Annotated in this window: 21 protein-coding genes; 13 read left to right on the top strand and 8 right to left on the bottom strand. The window is 67.3% G+C overall.

Annotated elements, in window-relative coordinates; translation table 11 throughout:
- The first annotated feature begins 35 nt into the window (after nucleotides 1–35).
- The 4 genes from ahpC (at nucleotide 36) to ACYVH8_RS13795 (ending at nucleotide 3,982) form a co-directional block, all read left to right on the top strand.
- Entirely contained in the window at nucleotides 36–599 is a 564-nt protein-coding gene (gene ahpC, locus ACYVH8_RS13810) for an alkyl hydroperoxide reductase subunit C (protein WP_460489388.1), read from the top strand.
- 171 nt (nucleotides 600–770) lie between these two features.
- Nucleotides 771–2,348 (top strand): alkyl hydroperoxide reductase subunit F, encoded by a 1,578-nt coding sequence (gene ahpF / locus ACYVH8_RS13805; protein ID WP_460489387.1) that lies wholly within the window; start codon nucleotides 771–773, stop codon nucleotides 2,346–2,348.
- A gap of 122 nt (nucleotides 2,349–2,470) precedes the next feature.
- Complete coding sequence (locus ACYVH8_RS13800) at nucleotides 2,471–3,046, top strand: LemA family protein (RefSeq protein WP_460489386.1); 576 nt, start codon at nucleotides 2,471–2,473, stop codon at nucleotides 3,044–3,046.
- 84 nt (nucleotides 3,047–3,130) lie between these two features.
- Nucleotides 3,131–3,982, top strand: a complete 852-nt coding sequence (locus ACYVH8_RS13795; RefSeq protein ID WP_460489385.1) for a GIDE domain-containing protein — start codon at nucleotides 3,131–3,133, stop codon at nucleotides 3,980–3,982.
- A gap of 4 nt (nucleotides 3,983–3,986) precedes the next feature.
- Here ACYVH8_RS13795 and ACYVH8_RS13790 read toward each other — a convergent pair whose 3' ends face one another.
- Entirely contained in the window at nucleotides 3,987–4,157 is a 171-nt protein-coding gene (locus ACYVH8_RS13790) for a hypothetical protein (RefSeq protein WP_460489384.1), read from the bottom strand.
- A gap of 103 nt (nucleotides 4,158–4,260) precedes the next feature.
- On the opposite strand from ACYVH8_RS13790, the gene ACYVH8_RS13785 reads away from it, so the two are divergent.
- Genes ACYVH8_RS13785 through ACYVH8_RS13775 form a run of 3 tightly spaced genes read left to right on the top strand, consistent with a single transcriptional unit; the run spans nucleotide 4,261 to nucleotide 7,950 of the window.
- Complete coding sequence (locus ACYVH8_RS13785) at nucleotides 4,261–5,643, top strand: phosphomannomutase/phosphoglucomutase (RefSeq protein ID WP_460489383.1); 1,383 nt, start codon at nucleotides 4,261–4,263, stop codon at nucleotides 5,641–5,643.
- Between the two features lie 19 nt (nucleotides 5,644–5,662).
- Complete coding sequence (gene waaC / locus ACYVH8_RS13780; protein ID WP_460489382.1) at nucleotides 5,663–6,676, top strand: lipopolysaccharide heptosyltransferase I; 1,014 nt, start codon at nucleotides 5,663–5,665, stop codon at nucleotides 6,674–6,676.
- Complete coding sequence (locus ACYVH8_RS13775) at nucleotides 6,676–7,950, top strand: 3-deoxy-D-manno-octulosonic acid transferase (protein WP_460489381.1); 1,275 nt, start codon at nucleotides 6,676–6,678, stop codon at nucleotides 7,948–7,950. Before waaC ends, ACYVH8_RS13775 begins: the two co-directional genes overlap by 1 nt.
- A 121-nt stretch (nucleotides 7,951–8,071) precedes the next feature.
- On the opposite strand, the gene ACYVH8_RS13770 is transcribed toward ACYVH8_RS13775, so the two are convergent.
- The 6 genes from ACYVH8_RS13770 to ACYVH8_RS13745 are packed head-to-tail and all read right to left on the bottom strand — an operon-like array spanning nucleotide 8,072 to nucleotide 15,694.
- Nucleotides 8,072–9,469: a TolC family outer membrane protein gene (locus ACYVH8_RS13770; protein ID WP_460489380.1), complete on the bottom strand. Its 1,398-nt coding sequence runs from the start codon at nucleotides 9,467–9,469 to the stop codon at nucleotides 8,072–8,074.
- A 42-nt stretch (nucleotides 9,470–9,511) separates the two neighbouring features.
- Complete coding sequence (locus ACYVH8_RS13765; protein WP_460489379.1) at nucleotides 9,512–9,856, bottom strand: rhodanese-like domain-containing protein; 345 nt, start codon at nucleotides 9,854–9,856, stop codon at nucleotides 9,512–9,514.
- Nucleotides 9,857–9,878: 22 nt separating this feature from the next.
- Nucleotides 9,879–10,544: a protein-L-isoaspartate O-methyltransferase family protein gene (locus tag ACYVH8_RS13760; RefSeq protein ID WP_460489378.1), complete on the bottom strand. Its 666-nt coding sequence runs from the start codon at nucleotides 10,542–10,544 to the stop codon at nucleotides 9,879–9,881.
- Nucleotides 10,545–10,586: 42 nt separating this feature from the next.
- The gene (locus ACYVH8_RS13755) at nucleotides 10,587–13,847 is read right to left on the bottom strand and encodes an efflux RND transporter permease subunit (RefSeq protein WP_460489377.1); all 3,261 of its coding nucleotides are present in this window, start codon (nucleotides 13,845–13,847) and stop codon (nucleotides 10,587–10,589) included.
- A 3-nt stretch (nucleotides 13,848–13,850) separates the two neighbouring features.
- The gene (locus ACYVH8_RS13750; protein ID WP_460489376.1) at nucleotides 13,851–14,996 is read right to left on the bottom strand and encodes an efflux RND transporter periplasmic adaptor subunit; all 1,146 of its coding nucleotides are present in this window, start codon (nucleotides 14,994–14,996) and stop codon (nucleotides 13,851–13,853) included.
- A 5-nt stretch (nucleotides 14,997–15,001) separates the two neighbouring features.
- A complete protein-coding gene (locus ACYVH8_RS13745; protein WP_460489375.1) occupies nucleotides 15,002–15,694 on the bottom strand; it encodes a TetR/AcrR family transcriptional regulator in 693 nt (230 codons plus the stop codon).
- 186 nt (nucleotides 15,695–15,880) lie between these two features.
- Between ACYVH8_RS13745 and msrA the strand changes: the two genes are divergently transcribed.
- The 6 genes from msrA (at nucleotide 15,881) to ACYVH8_RS13715 (ending at nucleotide 21,294) form a co-directional block, all read left to right on the top strand.
- Nucleotides 15,881–16,435 carry a peptide-methionine (S)-S-oxide reductase MsrA gene (gene msrA / locus ACYVH8_RS13740; protein ID WP_460489374.1) on the top strand — a complete coding sequence of 185 codons (555 nt, stop codon included), beginning with the start codon at nucleotides 15,881–15,883 and terminating at the stop codon, nucleotides 16,433–16,435.
- Nucleotides 16,432–17,088: an ABC transporter ATP-binding protein gene (locus tag ACYVH8_RS13735; RefSeq protein WP_460489373.1), complete on the top strand. Its 657-nt coding sequence runs from the start codon at nucleotides 16,432–16,434 to the stop codon at nucleotides 17,086–17,088. Before msrA ends, ACYVH8_RS13735 begins: the two co-directional genes overlap by 4 nt.
- Nucleotides 17,085–18,296 (top strand): ABC transporter permease, encoded by a 1,212-nt coding sequence (locus tag ACYVH8_RS13730; protein ID WP_460489372.1) that lies wholly within the window; start codon nucleotides 17,085–17,087, stop codon nucleotides 18,294–18,296. Before ACYVH8_RS13735 ends, ACYVH8_RS13730 begins: the two co-directional genes overlap by 4 nt.
- A gap of 3 nt (nucleotides 18,297–18,299) precedes the next feature.
- On the top strand, nucleotides 18,300–18,803 hold the full coding sequence (locus ACYVH8_RS13725; RefSeq protein WP_460489371.1) for a DUF3299 domain-containing protein: 504 nt from the start codon (nucleotides 18,300–18,302) through the stop codon (nucleotides 18,801–18,803).
- A gap of 25 nt (nucleotides 18,804–18,828) precedes the next feature.
- Nucleotides 18,829–19,206 carry a hypothetical protein gene (locus tag ACYVH8_RS13720; RefSeq protein WP_460489370.1) on the top strand — a complete coding sequence of 126 codons (378 nt, stop codon included), beginning with the start codon at nucleotides 18,829–18,831 and terminating at the stop codon, nucleotides 19,204–19,206.
- 72 nt (nucleotides 19,207–19,278) lie between these two features.
- Nucleotides 19,279–21,294, top strand: coding sequence for a TonB-dependent receptor (locus ACYVH8_RS13715; RefSeq protein WP_460489369.1), 2,016 nt, complete (start codon nucleotides 19,279–19,281; stop codon nucleotides 21,292–21,294).
- Nucleotides 21,295–21,663: 369 nt separating this feature from the next.
- Here the strand turns inward: ACYVH8_RS13715 and ACYVH8_RS13710 are convergent, their stop codons facing one another.
- Nucleotides 21,664–22,041, bottom strand: coding sequence for a hypothetical protein (locus ACYVH8_RS13710; protein ID WP_460489368.1), 378 nt, complete (start codon nucleotides 22,039–22,041; stop codon nucleotides 21,664–21,666).
- Nucleotides 22,042–22,174 lie beyond the last annotated feature (133 nt).

The raw sequence follows: 22,174 nt of genomic DNA, 5'->3' as shown, positions 1-22,174 counted from the left end.
TCAATCCCTCAAATCAATCAACCAGGAGTTCATTCATGTCTCTGATCAACACCCAAGTCCAGCCCTTCAAGGCCGAAGCTTTCCACAACGGCCGTTTTGTCCAGGTCAGCAATGAGACGCTCAAGGGCGAGTGGTCCGTGCTGATCTTCATGCCGGCCGCTTTCACCTTCAACTGCCCGACCGAAGTCGAGGACGCTGCCGACAACTACGCCGAGTTCCAGAAGGCCGGCGCCGAGGTCTACATCGTCACCACCGACACCCACTTCGCGCACAAGGTGTGGCACGAGACCTCGCCGGCTGTCGGCAAGGCCAAGTTCCCCCTGATCGGCGACCCGACCCACCAGTTGACCCGCGCTTTCGGCGTGCACATCGAGGAAGAGGGCCTGGCTCTGCGCGGCACCTTCATCATCAACCCCGAAGGCCGGATCAAGACCGTCGAAGTGCATGACAACGCCATCGCCCGCGACGTCAAGGAAACCCTGCGCAAGCTCAAGGCCGCCCAGTACGTGGCCAAGAACCCCGGCCAGGTCTGCCCCGCCAAGTGGAACGAAGGCGCCAAGACCCTGACCCCCTCGCTGGACCTGGTCGGCAAGATCTAAGGTTCGTCGAGTGTCCGGCGTTGAGGGTTGAGCGGGTTTTCCGCTCGACGCAAAACGCCGAACGCTGCATCCTTGAGCTTTGAGAGTTGGGCGTTGCGCGTCATGGCGCAGCGCCCCTCCCTGAACGCTCAACCCTGAACGCCCAACGCTCAACCTTTTCTGGAGCCCACCATGCTCGACGACACCCTCAAGACCCAGCTGCAGGCCTACCTGCAAAAGCTTCAGCGCCCCATTCGCCTGATCGCCTCGCTCGACGGTGGCGAAAAATCAGCCGAGTTGCGCGCCCTGCTGCAGGAAATTGCCGGTCTGTCGGAGCAGGTGAGCTTTGACGGGAGCGGCACGGATGCGCGCAAGCCCTCCTTCGTGATCGCCCGTGAGGGTGAGAGCACAGGCGTGCGTTTTGCCGCGATTCCGCTGGGCCACGAGTTCACCTCGCTGGTGCTGGCCCTGCTGTGGACCGGCGGCCACCCGCCCAAGGTCGAGGCCGAGGTGATCGAGCAGATCAAGGGTCTGCAGGGTGACTTCAAGTTCGAGGTCTACATGTCCCTGAGCTGCCACAACTGCCCGGACGTGGTGCAGGCGGCCAGCCTCATGGCGATTCTGAACCCGCGTGTGCAGACCACGGTGATCGATGGCGGCCTGTACCAGGCCGAAGTGGACGAGCGCCAGGTCATGGCCGTGCCCATGACCTTCCTCAACGGTCAGGTCTTCGCCTCGGGCCGCATGACGGTGGAGGAGATCGTGGCCAAGCTTGACGTGAAGTCGGAAGAGCGCGAGGCGGCCAAGCTGTCCGCCAAGGACCCCTACGACGTGCTCGTCATCGGCGGCGGCCCGGCCGGCGCGGCGGCGGCCGTGTACGCGGCGCGCAAGGGCATCCGCGTGGGCGTGGCGGCCGAGCGTTTCGGTGGCCAGGTCAACGACACCATGGCCATCGAGAACTACATCTCGGTGCTGGAGACCGACGGCCCCAGGTTCGCCGCTGCGCTCGAGGCCCAGGTGCGCCACTACGAGGTGGACATCATGAACCTGCAGCGCGCCGACAAACTGATTCCCGCTGAAGAACCGGGCGGCCTGGTCGAAGTGCAGATGGCCAACGGTGGCAGCCTCAAGGCGCGCAGTGTCATCCTGTCCACCGGCGCGCGCTGGCGCAATGTCAATGTGCCGGGTGAACAGGCGTACAAGAACCGCGGCGTGGCCTACTGCCCGCACTGCGACGGCCCGCTGTTCAAAGGCAAGCGCGTGGCCGTGATCGGCGGCGGCAATTCGGGTGTGGAAGCGGCCATTGATCTGGCCGGCATCGTGCAGCACGTCACGCTGATCGAGTTCGCCGACGCGCTCAAGGCCGATGCCGTGCTGGTCAGCAAGCTCAAGAGCCTGCCCAATGTGACCATCCACCTCAATGCCCAGACCACCGAGATCACGGGCGACGGCGCACGCGTCAACGGCCTGGGCTACAAGGACCGCGTCAGCGGCGAGGTGAAGCACGTGGAACTCGAAGGCGTGTTCGTGCAGATCGGCCTGGTGCCCAACACCGAATGGCTCAAGGGCACGCTGGAACTCAGCCGCTACGGCGAGATCGTGGTTGACGCCAAGGGCCATACCGATGTGGCGGGCGTGTTCGCCGCCGGCGACTGCACGACCGTGCCCTACAAGCAGATCGTGATCGCCGCGGGGGAGGGCGCCAAGGCCGCGCTCAGCGCCTTCGACCACCTGATCCGCACGCCGGTGGCCGAGGCCGTGGCCGCCTGAACTCAAGCGCGTCGTCAAAAAGGGACAGCGCCCAGAGGCCTGTCCCTTTTTTCATGACCGCCCGGGGCGACGGGCCGCAGTCGCTCGTATGATGGCCCTCGACAACTCAAGGAGAGCAGCTCATGTCAGCCGGTACTGCGATTTTCTGGGGCGTGGTGGCCGTGGGGCTGGTCTACGTCGTCATGCTCTACAACGGCCTGGTGCAGCTCAAGCACAACGTGGCCAAGGCCTGGGCCAATATCGACGTGGCGCTCAAGCAGCGTCATGACGAACTGCCCAAGCTGGTCGAGGTCTGCAAGCAGTACAAGCAGTTCGAGCAGGCCACGCTGCAATCCGTGATCGAGGCGCGCAGCCGCGTGCAGAGCGCGCGTGAGGCGCACGATGTGCCGGCTCTGAGCCGCGCCGAAGGTGCCTTGCGCACGGGCCTGGGCCAGATCTACGCGGTGGCCGAGGCCTACCCCGAGCTCAAGGCCAATGAGCAATTCATGCAGCTGCAGCAGCGCATCAGTTCGCTGGAAAGCCTGATCTCCGACCGACGCGAGCTCTACAACGAGTCGGTCAATCTGAACAATGTGCGCGTGGATTCTTTCCCCGACGCCTTGATCGCGCGTTTCTTCCGTTTCCAGCCGCACCCGCTGCTCGAGTTCGCCGACCACGAAAAGACCGACGTGGATGTGCGCCAGCTGTTCAAGAGCTGACCGCCGGCCTTGACTGGCGCCTCCATGGTGGTATCGACGCCTTTGGGTTTGCTCGGCGCTTCGCTGCATGCCGGAGTGGCGGCAGTGCAACTGTTCCTGCTCTTGCTGGCGTTCAAGACCGCTCAGCGGGATGTGTGGCTGGCCTGTCTGGCTGCCATCGCCGCGCTGGCCTTCGTGGCCTGGGTGACGGCGGTGCGCCGCCGCCGCGCCATGGCCGGCACGCCGACTTCGCGCATCGCCAGCGCGGCCCAGGGGTATGTGGAGTTGCAGGGCCGTGGCATGCCGCTGGACGTGAATCCTCTGCGCTCGCCTGTGAGCGGCGCGACCTGCCTCTGGTACAGCTACCAGGTCGAAGAGAAAAACAGCGAAGACAAGTGGGAGATGCTGGAGCAGGCGAAAAGCGACACCAGCTTCGTGCTCGACGATGGCAGCGGCCGCTGCCTGGTGGACCCCGAGGGGGCCGAGATCCTGACGCGACATTGCAGGCGCTGGAATGATGGCAGTCGTCGTTATGTGGAATGGACGCTGTTGCAGCAGGACCGCATCTACGTGCTGGGCAACTTCCTGACCCGGCATCCTGATCACGGCCTGGATGCCGGCGCCGATGTGCGCGACCAGCTGGCCGAATGGAAGCGGGACCAGGCCGGTCTGCTGCGCCGCTTCGATCTGAACCACGACGGCCAGCTTGACGAGCGGGAGTGGGCGCTGGCACGGCGCCTGGCCCAGCGCGGGGTCGAGAAAAAGCAGCGTGAACTGCGCCAGCAGCCCGAACTGCATCTGGTGCAGGATGCGCCGTCCCGGCTCTTCCTGATCAGCAACCACGATCCGGACCAGCTGGCGCGTCGTTTCCTGTGGGTCGCGGGCGTGCAACTGCTGGTGTTCATCGGCGCCCTGGGTTTTCTGGGCGCCTGGTGGCGCCAGGGCCCAGGTCTGTAGGCGCTCAGCCCCCGGAGCGTGCCAATTCGCGCTGCAAGGCCCGCTGCTGATCCTGCCGCTGTGTCTTGCGCGCAGCACGGTGCGATCCCGCCTTGCGCTGCAGGGCGGGCGCCACCAGCGGGTTGCGCGGCTTGTGCTGTTTCAGCTTGAGCCTGGTTTTTCGGGCGGATTGCATGGTCGACCCCGGTCCGGTCCAGGCAGGCATTATCGGTCCCGCCCACCCCTACAATGGGCCACCCCGCAGGCAACACCGCCACGACCACCGGGACCCATGCACCATGCAAGTTTCCGCCTCGATCTTCAAGGCCTACGACATCCGCGGCATCGTGCCGTCCACCCTCGACGAAAACCTGGCCCTGGCCCTGGGCCGCGCCTTCGGCAGTGCCGCGCGCCAGGCCGGCGAGACACGCGTGGCCGTGGGACGTGACGGCCGCCTCAGCGGTCCGGTCCTGAGCGCCGCGCTGATCCGCGGCCTGATGGAGGCCGGCATCGAAGTCATCGATGTGGGCATGGTCACCACCCCCATGCTCTACTTCGCGGCCAGCACCGTGTGCAGCAGCGGCATCCAGGTCACGGGCAGCCACAACCCGGCCGATTACAACGGTTTCAAGATGGTGCTGGCCGGCCGCGCCATCTACGGCGAGGAAATCCAGGCCCTGCGCCGTTGCATGGAAACCGAGTCCTGGAACCTGCAGGCGGGCGGCTCCGTGCGCAACCTCAATGTTTTCGCGCCTTACCGCGACCGCATCATCGGCGACGTCAAGCTCGCGCGCCCCATGAAGATCGTGGTGGATTCGGGCAACGGCGTGGCCGGCGCCTCCGCACCTGTCATCCTGCGTGCCCTGGGCTGTGTGGTCACCGAGCTGCACAGCGCGGTCGACGGCCGTTTCCCCAACCACCACCCCGACCCGAGCAAGCCCGAGAACCTGCGGGACGTGATTGCGGCGCTCAAGAGCGGTGATGCCGAACTGGGCCTGGCTTTCGACGGCGATGGCGACCGCCTGGGCATCGTCACAAAAGACGGCAGCAACATCTATCCGGACCGCCAGATGATGCTGTTCGCGCAAGATGTGCTCTCACGCGTGCCCGGCGGCACCATTGTCTATGACGTCAAGTGTTCGCAGCGCCTGGCCCCGGCGATTGAAGCCGCGGGTGGCCAGCCTTTGATGTTCAAGACCGGTCACTCGCTGATCAAGGCCAGGATGAAGGAGATCGACTCGCCGCTGGGCGGCGAGATGAGCGGCCACATCTTCTTCAAGGAGCGCTGGTTCGGCTTTGACGACGGCACCTACGCGGCCTGCCGTCTGCTGGAGATCCTGAGCCGTTCGGCCGACGCCAGCGCCGTGCTCAACGCCTTGCCGACCAGCCACTCCACCCCTGAACTCAACGTCAAGTGCGCCGAAGGCGAGCCGCACCGGCTGGTGGATGAATTGCAGAAGAAGGCCCGCTTTGCCGCACCTGCCACGGTCAATAGCATCGACGGTGTGCGCGTGGACTGGCCCGATGGCTTTGGTCTGATCCGCGCTTCCAACACCACGCCGGTGCTGGTGCTGCGCTTCGAAGGCCATACCGCCGCGGCGCTGCAGCGCATCGAGGGTGAGATGCTGGCCCTGCTGCGCAGCGTCAAGCCCGACGCGTCTTTCGCCGACGCCTCGCACTGAGAGTCCCGGGACCCCTGGTTTGAAGATCCTGATCGTCAAGCTGTCCTCCCTGGGCGATGTGGTGCACACCATGCCGGCGGTGCAGGACATCCGGCGTGCGCTGCCGCAGGCCCAGATCGACTGGGTCGTCGAGCGCAGCTTTGCGCCGCTGGTGCAACGCTGTGCCGGTGTGCGCCGCGTGATCCCCTGCGAACTGCGGCGCTGGCGTAAAACGCCCTTTGCAGCGCAAACGCGCGCCGAATGGGCGGCCTTCAAAAGCGAACTGCAGCGCGAGGCCTATGACGCCGTGATCGACCTGCAGGGCCTGAGCAAATCGGCGCTGGTGGCCTGGCTGGCACGGCTGGCACCGGGCGGTCGCCGTTATGCCCTGGCCAACCGCACCGAGGGTTCGGGTTACGAGGCGCCGACGCGTTGGGTGGCCGATGTGGCCGTGCATATCGAGCCGCACGTGCATGCGGTGCGGCGCTCGCGCGAGCTGTGCGCCCGGGCCCTGGGCTACGCGGTGCCGGACGAGGAAATCTTCGGTCTGCAGCCGAACCTGGGGCAAGATTCGATTGCTCCTGAAAAGATAGCCATCGGCATGCTGTCGGCGCGCCCCTGCGTGGCCCTGGTGCACGGCAGTTCGCGCGCCGACAAGCAGTGGCCGGCGTCCCGCTGGACAGCACTCGCCCACAGGTTGGATGCCGCTGGTTTTGACGTGGCCCTGCTGCACGGCACGGACGATGAGCAGCGGCGCAGCGAGGCCCTGGCGCGTGAGATGCCCCATGCCGTGGTCTGGCCGCGCCTGGCGCTCGATGCGCTGACCGATGCCCTGGCGGTTTGCGCCGGTGTCATCGGCGTGGACAGCGGCCTGAGCCACATCGCCGTGGCCCTGGACCTGCCGCATGTGCAGATCTACAACTTCGACACCGCCTGGCGCACGGGGCCCATCGATCGCGCGCGCCAGCGCAGCGTCTATGCGCAGCCGGCGCCCGCGGTCGATGCCGTGTGGCAGGCCTGGACGCAGGTGCAGACCGCGCACGGTGTGGCCTGATGGTGCGGCAGCTTTATTCCCTGCTGGCCAGACTGGTCCAGCCCCTGGTGCGGCGCAAGCTGATGCGCCGTGGCCGTCAGGAGCCCGGGTATCTGGTGGCGGTGGAAGAGCGTTTCGGCCGTTATGACACAGCCGCTTTGCCGCACGACGGCCGTACGCTCTGGGTGCATGCGGTCTCCCTGGGTGAGACGCGTGCCGCGGCCGTGCTGCTGGCTGCGCTGCGCGCGCAGTGGCCCGGCTACCGCCTGCTGCTCACGCATGGCACGGCCACCGGCCGCGCCGAAGGCGCGGGCCTGCTGCGCGAGGGCGACTTGCAGGCCTGGCAGCCCTGGGACACGCCCGAGGCCGTGCAGCGCTTTCTCGGTCATTTCCATCCGCGCCTGGGCATCCTGCTGGAGACCGAGGTCTGGCCGAATCTGGCGGCTGGCTGCGCGCGCGCCGGCGTGCCGCTGGTGCTGGCCAATGCGCGCCTGAGCGAGAAGTCGCTGCACCAGGCGCAAAGACTGGCCTGGCTCTCCATACCCACCTACCGCAGCCTGGCGGCGGTGTGGGCGCAGACGCAGGACGATGCCACGCGGCTGACGGCTATTGGCGCGCCGGTGCGCGGTGTGTTCGGCAATCTGAAGTTCGACGCTACGCCTGACGCCGAGCAGGTGGCCCGCGGCCAGGCCTGGCGCACGGCCCTGGGCCGTCCGGTGATCATGTTTGCCAGTTCGCGCGAAGGCGAGGAGGCCGAGCTGCTGGCCTGCCTGCGCCAGGCCGGTGCGGCCGCGCGCGAGATCCAGTGGCTGATCGTGCCGCGTCACCCGCAGCGTTTCGGCGAGGTGGCCGAACTGATCGCCCGCCACGGTTTCCGCATGGCACGCCGCAGCCAGTGGGACCACGCTCCCACCCTGGTCGAGATGTCGGCCGATGTGTGGCTGGGGGACAGCCTGGGTGAGATGGCCCTGTACTACGGCCTGAGCGACGCGGCCCTGCTGGGCGGCAGCTTCGCGCGGCTGGGCGGGCAGAACCTGATCGAGGCGGCGGCCTGCGGCTGCCCGGTGTTCATGGGGCCGCACACCTTCAATTTCGACGAGGCGGCCAGCCTGGCGCAGGAGGCCGGGGCGGCCCAGCGCTGCAGCGACCTGGCCGCCGCCGTGGCGGCGGCGCAGCGCCTGGTGCAGCAGCCGCTGCGCCAGCAGGCCATGGCCCGTGAGGCCAGCCGTTTCGCAAAGGCGCACCGCGGTGCGGCCCAGCGCACGCGCGAGGCGCTGGCCGCTTACCTGTGCTGAGAACCAGTGAATAAATCTACTGCGCGGCCCGATCGCCGCGTTGGGCGGTGCTCGTCATCCTCACGTACCTTGAGTACGTTCCGGTGACTGCGCTCCGTCCGCCTTGCGCTCGAGCCGCTCGCTACGATTTCTTCACCGGTTCCGAAGGGCTGCGGGGCTGAGCCGGTGCCGGCTCAGGTGTCGGAGCGGCCGGCGGCGCCAGTAGGCTGTTCACGCCCTGCAGGTCCTCACTCTTGAGGCTGCCATTGGCCTGGCGCAGCTTGAGGCCGCCCATCAGCACGTCGTAACGTGCCTTGGCCAGATCGCGTTTGGTCTGGTAGAGCTGGCTTTGCGAGTTCAGCACATCGATGTTGATGCGCACGCCCACCTGGTAACCCAGCTTGTTGGCGTCCAGCGCGCTCTGGCTGGAGGCCTCGGCGGCTTCCAGCGCCTTGACCTGGCCCAGGCCCGAGACCACACCGAAGTAGGCCGTGCGCGTGCTCTGCGCCACGGTGCGCCGGGCGGCCTCCAGATCGGAGCGGGCCTTGTCTTCCAGGGCCAGGGTTTCGCGCAGGCGGTTCTGCGTGGCGAAGCCGGCGAACAGGGGCATGACGAACTGCACCCCCACGGTGGTCGAGGTGGTGCGGGAGTCCACCGACGAGACGGTGGTTCCGTTGATGTTGCGGTTCACGCCGACGCTGCCGGTGAGGTCCAGCGTGGGCTTGTGGCCGGCCGTGGCCTTGTCGGTTTCGAGCGTGGCCACTTCCAGCGCGGTGCGGGCCTGGCGGATCGCCGGGTGCTGGTCCTGGCCCTGCTGCACCCAGGTATTGATGTCCTCGGGCAGCAGCGCCGGCAGGGTGGTGGCCGGCGCCAGCGGGTAGGGCGCCGTTTCGGCCTTGCCGACCAGCAGATTCAAGGCCAGCTTCTTGACGCGCAGGTCGTTGTCGGCGGCGATTTCCTGGGCGATGACCAGGTCGTAGCGGGCCTGCGCCTCGCGGGTGTCGGTGATGGTGGCGGTGCCGACCTCGAAGTTGCGGCGGGCCGAAGCCAGCTGCTCGGCCACGGCAGTCTTCTGGGCCTGCACGAAGGTCAGGCTGTCCTGCGAGGCCAGCACATCGAAATAGGCCTGGCTGACCCGCACGATCAGATCCTGCTCGGCGGCCAGCAGCTGGGCTTCGGCCAGATCGGTCTGGCGCGTGCCCTGCTGGTAGGTGGCCAGATTGCCGGGGCGGTACAGGGGCTGCGTGGCGTTCACGCTGGCGCTCTGGGTGTCGAAGCCGCGGTCGCTGGTGGTGCCACCGGCTTCGGTGCGCAACTGGGTGTTGGACGCACTGGCGTTGAGGGTGACCGTGGGCAGCAGCGCGGACTTGGCCTGGTCGGCCTTGTAGAGATTGGCCTCGTACTGCGACTTGGCGGACTGGTAGGCCGCATCATGGCCGCGGGCCGCATCGTAGAGCGCCAGCAGGCTCTGGGCGCGCACGGGCAGGGCCAGCGCGGCGCCGATGGCCAGGGTCAGGGGCAGCAGACGGCAGGTTTTCATGGGGCGGTTACTCCGGGGGGTAGGCGGGAAATGCGGGGTGTCTCAGTAGCGCGGGACGGCCGGATCCACCTGCAGAGACCAGGCATTGATGCCACCGCTGATGTTGGCCACGTGCTTGAAGCCCTGGTGCTCCAGGAACTGCGCCACGCGCATGCTGCGCCCACCGTGGTGGCACATGCAGGCCACCGGGCGCGTGGGGTCGAGTTCATGGAGCCGCGGCGGTATCACCCCCATGGGGATGGCCACCAGATCGTAGGCGGCATCCGGCTGGATGCTGGCCTGCTGCAGCTCGGACGGCTCGCGCACATCGAGGATGAGCGGGCGGCCATGCGCCTGGGCTTTCGCTGCCCAGTCCTTGAGGTCACCGGGATGGACGTGTTCGATCATGGTGGTGTCGCCCGCAGTGGCCTCAGAAGTTGAAGCGCGAATGCTCGGGGAAGCCCAGCAGGCGCGGCGCCACCGTGTCCCAGCCCTGGCTGGTCAGGTATTCGACGGCGCTGGTGCGCTGGATCAGGGTGGCGCGCATCACCGGCGCTTCGCCAACGATGGCCATCAGGCGGCCGCCGGTCTTGAGCTGTTCCAGCAGCTGGTGCGGCACTTCGGCCACCGAGCCGCTGAGCACGATGACGTCGAAGGGGCCTTCGACCGGCGCGCCCTTGGCGCCGTCGGCCTGGCGCACTTCCACGTTGGAGATGCCGGCCTTCTGCAGATGGGTGCGCGCCAGTGTGGCGAGCGCGGGGTCGATCTCCAGCGAGATCACGCGCTGGGCGCGCTGCGCCAGCAGGGCGGCCATGTAGCCGGAGCCGGCGCCGATCTCCAGCACCTTCTCGTGTTTCTGAACGGCCAGGTCCTGCAGCATGCGGGCCTCGACCTTGGGCGCCAGCATGCACTGGCCGGCGTCGCCACCGGCGCGCAGGGGCAGCTCCATGTCGGCGAAAGCCAGGGACCTGTGGGCGGTGGGCACGAAGTCCTCGCGGCGCACCACGGAGAGGATGTCCAGCACGGCGGCGTCGAGCACGTTCCAGGGGCGGATCTGCTGCTCGATCATGTTGAAGCGGGCTTGTTCGAAGTTCATGTTGAATACTCCAAGGGGTATTGTAAGGAATCCTGGAAAATTTTACTTGGCAGGTGCTTTTTCGCCGCGCCAACGCCGGCCCAGCCACTGGCTGAAGTCGTCCATATAGCAGTAGACCACAGGCACCACCACCAGCGTGAGCAGGGAGGAGGTGATGACGCCGCCGATCACGGCCTGGCCCATGGGGGCGCGCTGCTCGGAGCCCTCGGTGAGGGCGAAGGCCAGCGGCACCATGCCGAAGATCATGGCCAGGGTGGTCATCAGGATGGGACGCAGCCGCACCCGGGCCGCCATCAGGAGGGCTTCGGCGCGCTCCATGCCCGGGACGCGGCGGCCGTCCGCGTCCACCTGGTCTTCACGCGCGCGGATCGCGAAGTCCACCAGCAGGATGGCGTTCTTGGTCACCAGGCCCATGAGCATGACCACGCCGATGATGGAGAACATGGACAGGGTGGAGCCGAACATCAGCAGGGCCAGCACCACGCCGATCAGCGTGAGCGGCAGCGAGGTCATCAGCGCCAGGGGCTGGAAGAAACTCTTGAACTGGCTGGCCAGGATCATGTAGATGAAGATGATGGCCATGGCCAGGGCGGAGATCGCGTAACCGAAGGACTCCTGCATGTTCTTGGTCGAGCCGCCGAACTGGTAGCGGTAACCCGGCGGGAAGCTGATGCCGTCCAGCGCCTTGCGGATGTCGGCCGAGATCTCGCCGGCCGAGCGGTTGTAGACGTTGGCGTTGATGGCCACCTCGCGCATCAGGTCACGCCGGTTGATCTGGTTGGAGCCGGTGTCCGCGGCCAGCGCGGCGACCTGGTTCAGGCGCACCACGCGCGAGCTGCCGTCGCTGTTGCTGCCCATGGCAAAGGGCAGGCGCTCCAGATCGGCCATGCTGTTGCGCGATTCAGGGGCCAGGCGCACGTTGACGTCATAGGTCTGGTCGTCGCTGGCGCGCCAGTTGCCCACGGTCTGGCCGGCCACCAGGATGCGCAGGGCGCCGGCGATCTGGTTCACGTTCAGGCCCAGGTCGGACGCGGCCTCGCGCCGCACTTGCACGGCAATGGTGGGCTTGCCCGGCTTGACGCTGGAATCGAGATCCACCAGGCCCGGGATGTCGCGGATCTTGTCCGTGACCAGCTGGCTGAGGCGTTCCAGTTCCTGCAGGTCGCTGCCCTGCAGGGAGAACTCGATCTGCTTCTGGCCGCCCACGGCATCGAGCAGGCCGGCGTGTGTGACCGTGATGCCCGGCACCCGTTTGAGGCGCTCGCGCAGCAGCGCCGAGATCTGGTCCACATTGCGCGTGCGTTCCTTGCGGTCGATCAGGCGCACATAGACACTGGCGTAGTTCTTGCCGAGCGCATTGCCGGTGTTGATCGTGGCCAGCGAGTAGCGCACCTCGGGGAACTCGCGCAGGATGTCCTGCACCTGGCGGGCCTTGGTCTCGGTGACCTCGATGGACGAACCCACCGGTGTGTAGAAGCTGACCGTGGTTTCGGAGAAGTCGGCCTTGGGCACGAACTCGGTCCCCAGCAGCGGCACCATGACGATGCTGAGCACGAAGATGGCGAAGGCGATGCCCAGCGTGGCCAGCTTGTGCACCAGTGACCAGCGCAGGATGCTCTGGTAGCCCTCGGCCAGGCTTTCGGTGGCGCGGTCGAACCAGCCGGTGACACGGCCGATGGTCCTGTCGTAGAAGGTCACGGGCTCGCGGTGCTTGCCGTGCCCGTCGATGCTCGGGTCGTGCCAGAGCGAGGACAGCATGGGGTCCAGCGTGAAACTCACGAACATCGAGATCAGCACCGCCGCCACGATGGTGATGCCGAACTCGTGGAAGAACTTGCCGATGATGCCGCCCATGAAGCCGATGGGCATGAACACCGCGACGATGGAGAAGGTGGTGGCCAGCACGGCCAGACCGATCTCCTGCGTGCCGTCCAGCGAGGCCTCGTAGGGCGTCTTGCCCATCTGCACATGGCGCACGATGTTCTCGCGCACCACGATGGCGTCGTCGATCAACAGGCCCACGCACAGCGACAGCGCCATCAGCGTGATCATGTTGATGGTGAAGCCGAACCAGTACATGAAGAGGAAGGTGCCGATCAGCGCGATCGGCAGCGTCAGGCCGGTGATGACGGTGGAACGCCAGGAGTTCAGGAAGAGGAAGACGATCAGCACCGTCAGCAGGGCGCCTTCGATCAGGGTGCGGCGCACGTTGTCCACCGCGACGCGGATCGGGCGCGAGCCGTCCTGGATGGGCTCCAGGCGCACACCCGGGGGCAGCTGGCTCTTCATCTCGGCCACGGTGCGCGTCAGGCCGTCGATCACGGCGATGGTGTTCTCGTCCTGCGCCTTCTGCACCGACATCAGCAGGGTGCGCTGGCCGTTGTGCAGGGCCAGGGTCTCGACCTCCTGCGGGCCGTCCTGTACGGTGGCCAGCTGGGCCAGGCGGATCGGGGTTCCGCCCTTGCGCGCCACGATGATGCGGCCGAAGTCCTCGGGGCGCTGCATGCGCGCGTCGACCTGCACCGCCAGTTCCTGCGTGCTGGAGCGCACGGCGCCCACCGGCAGTTCCTGGTTTTCGCTCTTCACGGCGGCCACGACCTGATCGGGCGTGATGCCGTAGGCTTCGAGCGCCGCGGGGCGCATGTAGATGTTGATCTCGCGCTTGGTCGCGCCCACCAGGGTCACGGCGCCGACGCCGCGCACGTTCTCCAGCCGCTTCTTGAGCACCTGGTCGGCCCAGCTCGTGAGCTCCACCGCGCTGGGTCGGGGGCCTGGCTGGCGCGCCGCGCCGGACCGCTCCAAGCAAGCGCGCGCCCCCTCGGGGGGCAGCGAAGCACACGCAGTGGCGAGCGTGGGGGCTGTCGGTTCAGGCAGCACGGCCAGCGACCAGATGGCGCGGCTGGCCGGGTCGAAGCGCAGCACACGCGGTTCCTTGACCTCGGTGCGCAGACTGGGGCGGATGGCGGCCACCTTCTCGCGCACGTCCTCGGCGGCCTTGCGGCCGTCGATGTGCAGCTGGAACTCGATGATCACCACCGACTGGTTCTCGTAGCTGCGCGAGGTCAGCGCGTTGATGCCGGCGATGGAGTTGACGCCTTCCTCGATCTTCTTGGTGACTTCGCTCTCGACGATCTCGGGGGCGGCGCCCGGGTATTCGGTGCTGACCACCACCACGGGGAAGTCCACATTGGGAAACTGGTCGACCTGCAGGCGCTGGTAGGAGAACAGGCCCAGCACCACAAAGGCCAGCATGACCATGGTGGCGAAGACCGGGTTCTTGAGGCTGACGCGGGTGAACCACATGCCTCAGCGACCCTGTGCAGCCGGCGCCGCGGCGGCGCTGCGCACGGCCGTGCCCTCGCGCAGCGGACCGACCGTGCCGGCCAGCACCAGGCTGCCTTCGGGCAGGCCGCTCACGACCACCATGTCCTGCCCACTGGCCTGGCCGCGCGCGCCCAGGCTGACGCTGGCGTGGCGCACCTGCTGGTTCTCGACCACCTGCACATAGGGCCGGGGCTTGTCGGTGCGCACGAGCTGCAGCGGCACGGCCAGGGCCTTGAGCTTTTCCGTGCCCAGCGTGCCCTGCACAAACAGGCCCTGGCGCAGGCCGGGCACCGACTTGAGCTGCAGGTAGACCAGCACGCTGCGGCTGCCGGCCTGGGTGCTGGGGTTGATGCGGGCCACGCGCGCCGGCACCGCCTGCGCGTAGCCTTCGACCTGCAGCAGGGCCTGCTGGCCCACGCGCACGCCGACCGTGTCGGCCGCGCTGAGCGCCGCCTCGATCTCCATGCGAGAGAGGTCCACGATCTCGACGATGCGCGTGTCCACCGCCACGCGCTCGCCGGGCTGGGCCAGGCGCTGCGAGATCAGGCCGCCCATGGGCGCACGCAGCACGGTGTCGGCAGCGCTCTTTTGCGCCACGTCGGCGGCGGCCACGGCGGCCTCGTAGCTGGCGCGGGCCGCGTTCAGATTGGCCAGCGAGGTGTCCAGCGCGGTCTTGGAGATGAAACCCCGGTCGACCAGGGCCTTGTTGTTGTCGTACTGGCGCTGCGCGATGTCGATCTGCGCCTTGGCCGCGTCGGCCTGCAACCGGGCCTGGCGCAGGCGAGCCTCGTATTCGGCGGGGTCGATGCGTGCGATCACCTGGCCGGCCTTGACGGCGTCCCCTTCGCGCACGCGCAGGCCCTGCAACTCGCCCGGCACGCGCGCCTTCACAAAAGCCGAGTTGGCCGCCTTGAGCGTGCCCGAGACCGGCAGGCCGCGCAGCATGTCCTGCATCTGCAGCGGCAGCAGGTCACCGGCGCCAAGTTCGATCACGGTCTGCGTGCCGCGTGCGGTCTGCTCGGCCAGCGCGGCCTGCTGGGTCTTGCGTGCGCCCAGGGCGCGCAGGACGGCCAGGGCCAGCAGAGCGACGACCAGGCCCATCAGGCCCCATTTGATCCAGCGTTTCATCTTCTTCACTTTCCTTGGGCCAAGGGCGTGCCCTTGCTGGCCGGCGCGCACAGGCCGTACAGCAGAGTCTGCACCTGCAGTTCGAGGTATTTTTCGGGATGCAGTATCGTGGAAGGGCAGGCGCAGGCGCCAAAGGAGTGCTTCCAGGACATCAGGAAGATCATGGGTGCCAGCACCGTGTAGATGGCGAGCTCGGTGTCGATGGGGCGAAATTCGCCGCGGTCTATGCCGCGTTGCAGGATGCGGCGGATCAACTCGTGGCCGGGCTCGATGACTTCCTGCTGGTAGAAGGCGGCCAGTTCGGGGAAGTTGCTGGCCTCGCTCATCATGAGCTTGGTGATGCCGGCCGCCGGGGTGTTGCCCACGCGTTCCCACCACATCATCATGGCGTAGCGCAGCATCTCGGCCGTGCTGCCCGGGTAGACCTCGAACTCGGCGTTCCACTCGGCAAAGCGCCCGGCGATGTTCTCGCGCACCACGGCCTTGAACAGTTCTTCCTTGCTGGCGAAGTAGAGAAAAAGCGTGCCCTTGGAGACGCCGGCGCGGCGCGCCACTTCCTCCGAGCGCGTCGCGGCATAACCCTTCTCGACAAAGAGTTCCAGCGCGGCGGCCAGCAACTCGCCCGGGCGGGCTTCCTTGCGGCGTTCGCGTTTGGCCTGCACCTTGGCGCAGGTATCGGAGAAGATTCTGGCGATCATGGCGAGGGCCTGAGCAGGTACTAATGACTGACGGGTTATTAATGTAATCCGGCAGCCCCGGGGCCGTCAAGTCGCATCCTGCCTGCCCGATGTGAGAAGCCGGTCCGGAAACGGTAAAGCCGGAGTAAAGGGCGGGTCGGGGCGTCCTGATTAAGATGCAGTCTCCTGCCACCTGCGAACTACATCATGTCCCATGACCATCCCATCCTCGTCCTTGGCGGCGGCTGTTTCTGGTGCACCGAGGCCGTGTTCGACCGGGTGCGCGGCGTGATCGATGTCGAAAGCGGCTACAGCAACGGCCATGTGCAGCGGCCCAGCTACGAGCAGGTCTGCGGCGGGCAGACCGGACACAACGAGGTGGTGCGTCTGGGCTACGACCCAACACAGGTCAGTGTGCGACAGCTGTTGGGCGTCTTTTTTGCCACCCATGACCCGACCACGCTCAATCGCCAGGGCAACGACGTGGGCACGCAGTACCGCAGCGGCGTCTATTTCACGGCGCCCGAGCAGGAGCGCGAGGCCAGGGCCTTGATGGCCGAGCTGGCGCAGGCCGGCACTTTCGGCGCGCCCCTCGTCACCGAGGTGCTGCCGCTGGCCAACTACTGGCCGGCCGAGGCCTACCACCAGGACTATTTCAAGCAGCACCCGGACCAGGGCTACTGCTCCTTCGTCGTCGGCCCCAAGGTGGCCAAGTTCCGCAAGCAGTTCAAGGAACTGCTCAAGCCGGAGGCCGGCGCGTGATCGTCAGCCGGGGGCTGGCCTGCCAGTACCCGGGCGGCGGGCGGCTCACATTTCCCGACACCACGGTGCCGCAGGGCGGCGTGCTGCTGCTGCGCGGGCGCTCGGGCAGCGGCAAGTCGAGCTGGCTGGCGCTGGCCGCCGGCCTGATGCGGCCCGCGCAGGGCGAGATCGAGATGGCCGGCCAGGGGCTGGCTGCCCTGACGCCGCCGCAGGGGGATGCCTGGCGCGCGCGCCACATCGGTTTCCTGCCGCAGAAGCTGCACCTGAGTCCGGCGCTCACCGTTGCCGGCAACCTGGAGCTGGTGTATTTCGCGGCGGGCCTGAAGCTCGATGCGCCTGCCATGGCCTCTGCCTTGCAGGCCCTCGGTGTGGCCGAGCTGGCGGCACGGCGACCGCAGCAGCTCTCGGGCGGGCAGGCGCAGCGTGTGGCGCTGGCGCGCGCCGTGCTGTTGCATCCCCAGGTCATCCTGGCGGACGAGCCCACGGCCAGCCTGGACGATGCGGCCGCGCGTGAAGCCCTGGCCCTGCTGCAGGTCACGGCACAGCGTTGCGGCGCCACGCTGGTGATCGCCACGCACGATGCCCGTGTGGTCCAGGCGCTGCCGCAGGCGCAACTGCTGGATCTGGACGCGGCCCGGGGGGCTGTCGCATGAAAACCCTGGCCCTCTCCTGGCGCTATCTGTGGGCCCGGCCCCTGGCCACGGTGCTCAATCTGCTGCTGCTCACGCTGGGCCTGGCCGCCATCACCCTGGTGCTGCTGACGCGTGCGCAGCTGGACCGGGCCTTCGAGAGGGATCTTGCCGGCATCGACGTCGTGGTCGGCGCCAAGGGCAGCCCGCTGCAGCTCATCCTTGCCGGTGTCTTCCATCTCGATGTGCCGCCGGGCAATATCCCGCTGCGCGAGGCGCAGGCCCTGGCCCGGGACACCCGCGTGGCGCAGCTGATCCCCTTGAGCCTGGGCGACAGTTACCGCGGCTTTCGCATCGTCGGCACCACGCAGGACTACCCCGCGCACTACGGCGCGCAGGTCGCGCAGGGCCGGCTCTGGCGGCAGGCCATGGAGGTGGTGCTGGGCCACCAGGCCGCGCAGGCGACCGGCCTGCAGCCGGGCCAGGCTTTTGCGGGAGCGCACGGCCTGGTCGACGGTGGCGATGCGCCCGGCCATGTGAGCCATCCCTACCAGGTGGTCGGTGTGCTGGCGCCTTGCGGCTGCGTGCTCGATCGCCTGCTGCTCACCGCCACCGAATCGGTGTGGGAGGTGCACGACGTCGCGCACGGCCAACACGAGGACCACGACGCGGCAGACGAAGATGAAAAACGCGAGATCACCCTGGCCCTGGTGCGCTACCGCAGCCCCCTGGCCGCGGCGACTTTCCCGCGTTACGTGAACACCCGCACCAATCTGCAGGCCGCCGCCCCCGCGCTGGAAATCACGCGATTGCTGCGTTTGGTGGGGGTGGGCGCCGACGTGCTGCGCGGCTTTGCAGCGGTGCTGCTGCTGACGGCGGGGCTGAGCGTGTTCATCGCCTTGTGGAGCGCCGTGCGCGAGCGCAGCGCGGACCTGGCCCTGCTGCGCATGCTGGGCGCGCCACCGCAGCGCCTGGCCGCGCTGCTGCTGTGCGAGGCCTTCTGGCTGGCCGGTCTGGCCACGGTGCTGGGCCTGCTGGGGGGCCACCTCTTGACAGGCCTGCTAGGCTATTTGTTGGCGCTGGAGCAATCCTTGTCCATGACGGGCTGGCTCTGGCTGACCGTGGAACTCTGGGTGCCGGCCCTGGCACTGACCGTGGCGACCCTGGCCGCTCTTTTGCCCGCGCTGGGCGCTTACCGCACAGAAGCGGGACAATGGCTGAATTCGAGATAAACCATGCGCTACCTGCTTACTGTCATCGCCCTGTTCGCTGCCACGCTGGCCCAGGCCCAGCTGGATGCGCCCGTCCAGGGCGGCATCCCCAGCGGCAGTGGCGCCGGTGTGCACAGCCCCGACAGCCCCTTTGCGCCCCTGAAAGAGCGTGCCGACGTGCTGTCCTGGGCCTTCCTGACCCAAGTGAAGACCAAGGTCGAGAAAAACCGCGTGCTGCCGGTTTTCCCGGCGCCCATCCTGGCGCTGGACGGCAAACCGCAGCGCGTGCAGGGTTTCATGATGCCGCTGGAGCCGGGCGAGAAACAGACGCACTTTCTGCTGAGTTCGGTGCCGCTGTCCTGCTCCTTCTGCCTGCCCGGCGGACCCGAGAGCATGATCGAGGTGAAGAGCAAGACGCCCATCAGGTACGGCATGGAGCCTCTGGTGGTGCAGGGCCGCCTGGCCGTGCTGCGTGACGATCCCTACGGCCTGTACTACCGCATCACCGACGCCGTGGCGGTGAAATAATCACAGCCCCTTGCCCATCCTTCCCATGTCACGCGCCCGTCCTCTGCATCGCCCCCCGCTCCGGCATCTGCCGGGCGTGGTGCTGCTCGTGCTGGCGCTGCTGTGGGCCCAGTTGCTGGGGCTGGCGCACGGTGTGCTGCATGCCCATGTGGCGCACAACAGCCCGGCCGTCCTGGCGCAGGCCCAGCCCGCGCAGGATCTGCTGTCCCACCTGCTGGCCCCCGCCAGTGACGAGAGCAAGTGCCGCCTCTATGACCAGCTGGGTCAGGGCGGCCCGCTGCTGCCGGTGCTGGCGGCGCCGGCCCTGGCCCTGCCGCTGGTGCCGGCCTGGGTCGTCCTGCAAACCCTGCAGCCGCGCCCCTGCGCCGCCTTCGCGGCGCGCGCACCCCCCACGTCCCGCTGAATCCACGTAGCTGATCCGCCGCGCCGGCTTCAAGGCCGCGCGGTGCTTCCTGTTGAATTCAACGAGACGACGATGAAACACGAACACAAGACCCCTGATTTTTTCCGCCGCAGCACGCTGGCGACGCTGACGCTCCTGGCCTGCAGTGCCTGGGCCCAGGAGGGCGCCATGCTGGCGCCCGTGGTGGTGACCGGCAACCCGCTGGGCGCCACCGAGCTGATCACACCGACCGAACAGCTCTCGGGCACCGAGCTGCTGCTGCGCAGCCAGCCCACCCTGGGCGAGACCCTCAACGGCCTGCCCGGCGTGAGCAGCACCTATTTCGGCCCCAATGCCAGCCGGCCCGTGATCCGCGGTCTGGATGGCGACCGCATCCGCATCCTCAACAACGGCGGGGCCAGCGAAGACCTGTCCAGCCTGAGCTACGACCACGCGGTCACGCTGGACCCGCTGCTGATCGAACGCGTCGAAGTGCTGCGCGGCCCGGGCGCGCTGCAGTACGGCGGCAGCGCCGTGGGTGGCGTGGTCAATGTGATCGACGGGCGTATCCAGCGCGAGCCCCTGTTCGACGCGGCCGGCGGCGTGACCGGCAAGATCGACGCCGGCCTGGTCAGCGGCAACCGGGAGCGGGGCGGCACGGTGCTGCTGGACGGGGGGACCGATCGTTACACCCTGCACGTCGACGCCATGTCGCGCAAGACGGAGGACGTGGCCGTGCCCATCGATCTGTCCTGCACGCGCGGTGGTGTCACGAGCACGGCGCGCCGTATCTGCAACTCGGCCAGCGAGAGCGCGGGTGGGGCGCTGGGGGGCACGCTGTTCTTCGACCGGGGTTACCTGGGCGCCTCGCTCTCCACCTACACCACCCACTACGGTTCGGTGGCCGAGGACGAGGTGGACATCCGCATGCGCTCCGGCCGCCTGGCCCTGGAAGGCGAACTGCGTGATCTGGGTGGGTGGCTGCAGAGCGTCAAGGCCCAGTTCAGCCGCAACGACTACCAGCACACCGAATTTAACGCCGGTGTGCCCGGCACCCTGTTCAAGACCCAGGGCAACGATCTGCGCCTGCAGGCCCGCCACGCCCGTCTGGGGGCGCTCGACGGTGTGATCGGTCTGCAGTTGGAGGACAGCGAGTTCTCGGCCGACGGCACGGAGGCCTACGCGCCCTACAGCCGCACGCGCAGCGGCGCAGCCTTCACGCACGAGGAGTTGGCCACCGCCTGGGGCAAGCTCAGTGCCGGGGCGCGGCTGGAGTCGGTGCAGGTCGAGTCCTTCGGCACGCCCGGCGTGGCGCGTTTCACGCCCGCAACACGCAGCTTCAACCCGGGCAGTTATGCCCTGGGCGCGCTGTGGAGCGTGGCGTCGGAGTGGCAGCTCACGTCCAACCTGTCGTGGAACGAGCGCGCCCCCAAGCATTACGAGCTCTACGCCAACGGCGAGCACGTGGCCACCAAGGCCCGGGAGATCGGCAACCCTGATCTGGGCAAGGAGCGCTCGACCAACGTCGATATGGGGGTGGCCTGGAAGCGCGGCGCCCACCGTGCGCAGCTGCAGCTGTTCCAGCACCAGTTCAGCAACTACATCTCGCTCGAAGGGACCGATCTCACGACCACACCGCCGCAATACACCTACACCCAGGTGCAGGCGCGGTTCATCGGCGCCGAGGCCAGCGGCAGCCTGCGCCTGCTGGATGCGCAGCACAAGCTGGACCTGGCCCTGCGCGCCGACACCGTGCGGGCCGACAACACCAGCACCGGCCAGCCCCTGCCGCGCATCGCCCCGCACCGCGTGGGCGCCACGTTGCAGTGGAGCCGTGCCGCCTGGGGGGCGCGCCTGGGGGTGGACCGCTACGCCGCGCAGGACCGCGTGCCCGAGGGCCAGCTGGCCACCGGGGGCTACACGCTGTGGAACGCGGCGCTGAGTTTGCGTGACAAGGTCAGTGGCTTGCCGGCCCTTTGGTACGCGCGCCTGGACAATATCGGCGATACCCTGGCTTACTCGTCCTCGTCCATCCTGACGCAGACGGCGCCGGGGAGGGTGCCGTTGCCGGGGCGGAGTTTGAAGGTGGGGTTGCAGTTGAGCTTCTGAGCTTTTCTGCTTTGAGGCTCGCCTGGCTTTCGAGGCAAGCCGGGACTCGCCCCGGCGGGCGAGTCACCTTTCTTTGCTTCGCCAAAGCAAGGTAACCGAAAGAAAGGCGACCCTGGTGTCTGTGACCCCGGCTATGCCGGGGCAACCTGCGATGCTCGCGCCAGGCGGGATCCGCGCAAACTCGCTGCGCTCAAACATGCGCGTCTCTTGATCCGCCTGCCGCTGCGCTTCTCGGCACAGACACAAGGGTGGGGGAATGCCGGAAACCGAATACAGATACAACAAGGGCACGCTATCGCGTGCCCTTGTTCTTGAGTTGTGGAGTTTTGCGCTTCACCGTCGGAGTTAGCTCTCTTGCTGCGCACAGCATCAGTCTTTTCCAAACACTTCATCCATAACCGAATAGAAGGTAGGCTCACGTCGTTTATCGATGCTATCGAGCATGGCTTGTATGTCGATGTGTCCTGGTATGTGATCGCTGATCTTCAGGCGCTTCTTTGTGGCTGCTTCTTCAAACACGGGCTCTCCGCTCTTGACGTGCCAACCCGGATCGATTTCCTCTACTTCGCGGATGAGGGTGGGTGTGACATTGTTACCGTCGGGTGTGAAATGCTCTGGTCGGAGTGGAAGGGTGCGGTGAGAGTGGTTGAAATTGAGGACCAAGCTCCAAGGAGGAACCGGTTTGCCGTTCTCAGCGAAGTAGCCCATGACGTAACCGACCATTCGAACGACGGAATGCTCGTGCATTGCGTACGCTAGGGCGTGTTAACACTAATTGTGTCGAGAGTCATCGAATGCGAAACTGCAGGCATGGAGATCACACCCGAGCAATTCAAACGCATCGAACACTGCTTCCCCGTGCAGCGCGGCAACGTCAGCC

This window comes from Curvibacter fontanus (assembly GCF_054780335.1).
This window is presented reverse-complemented; position numbering and strand designations above follow the sequence as displayed.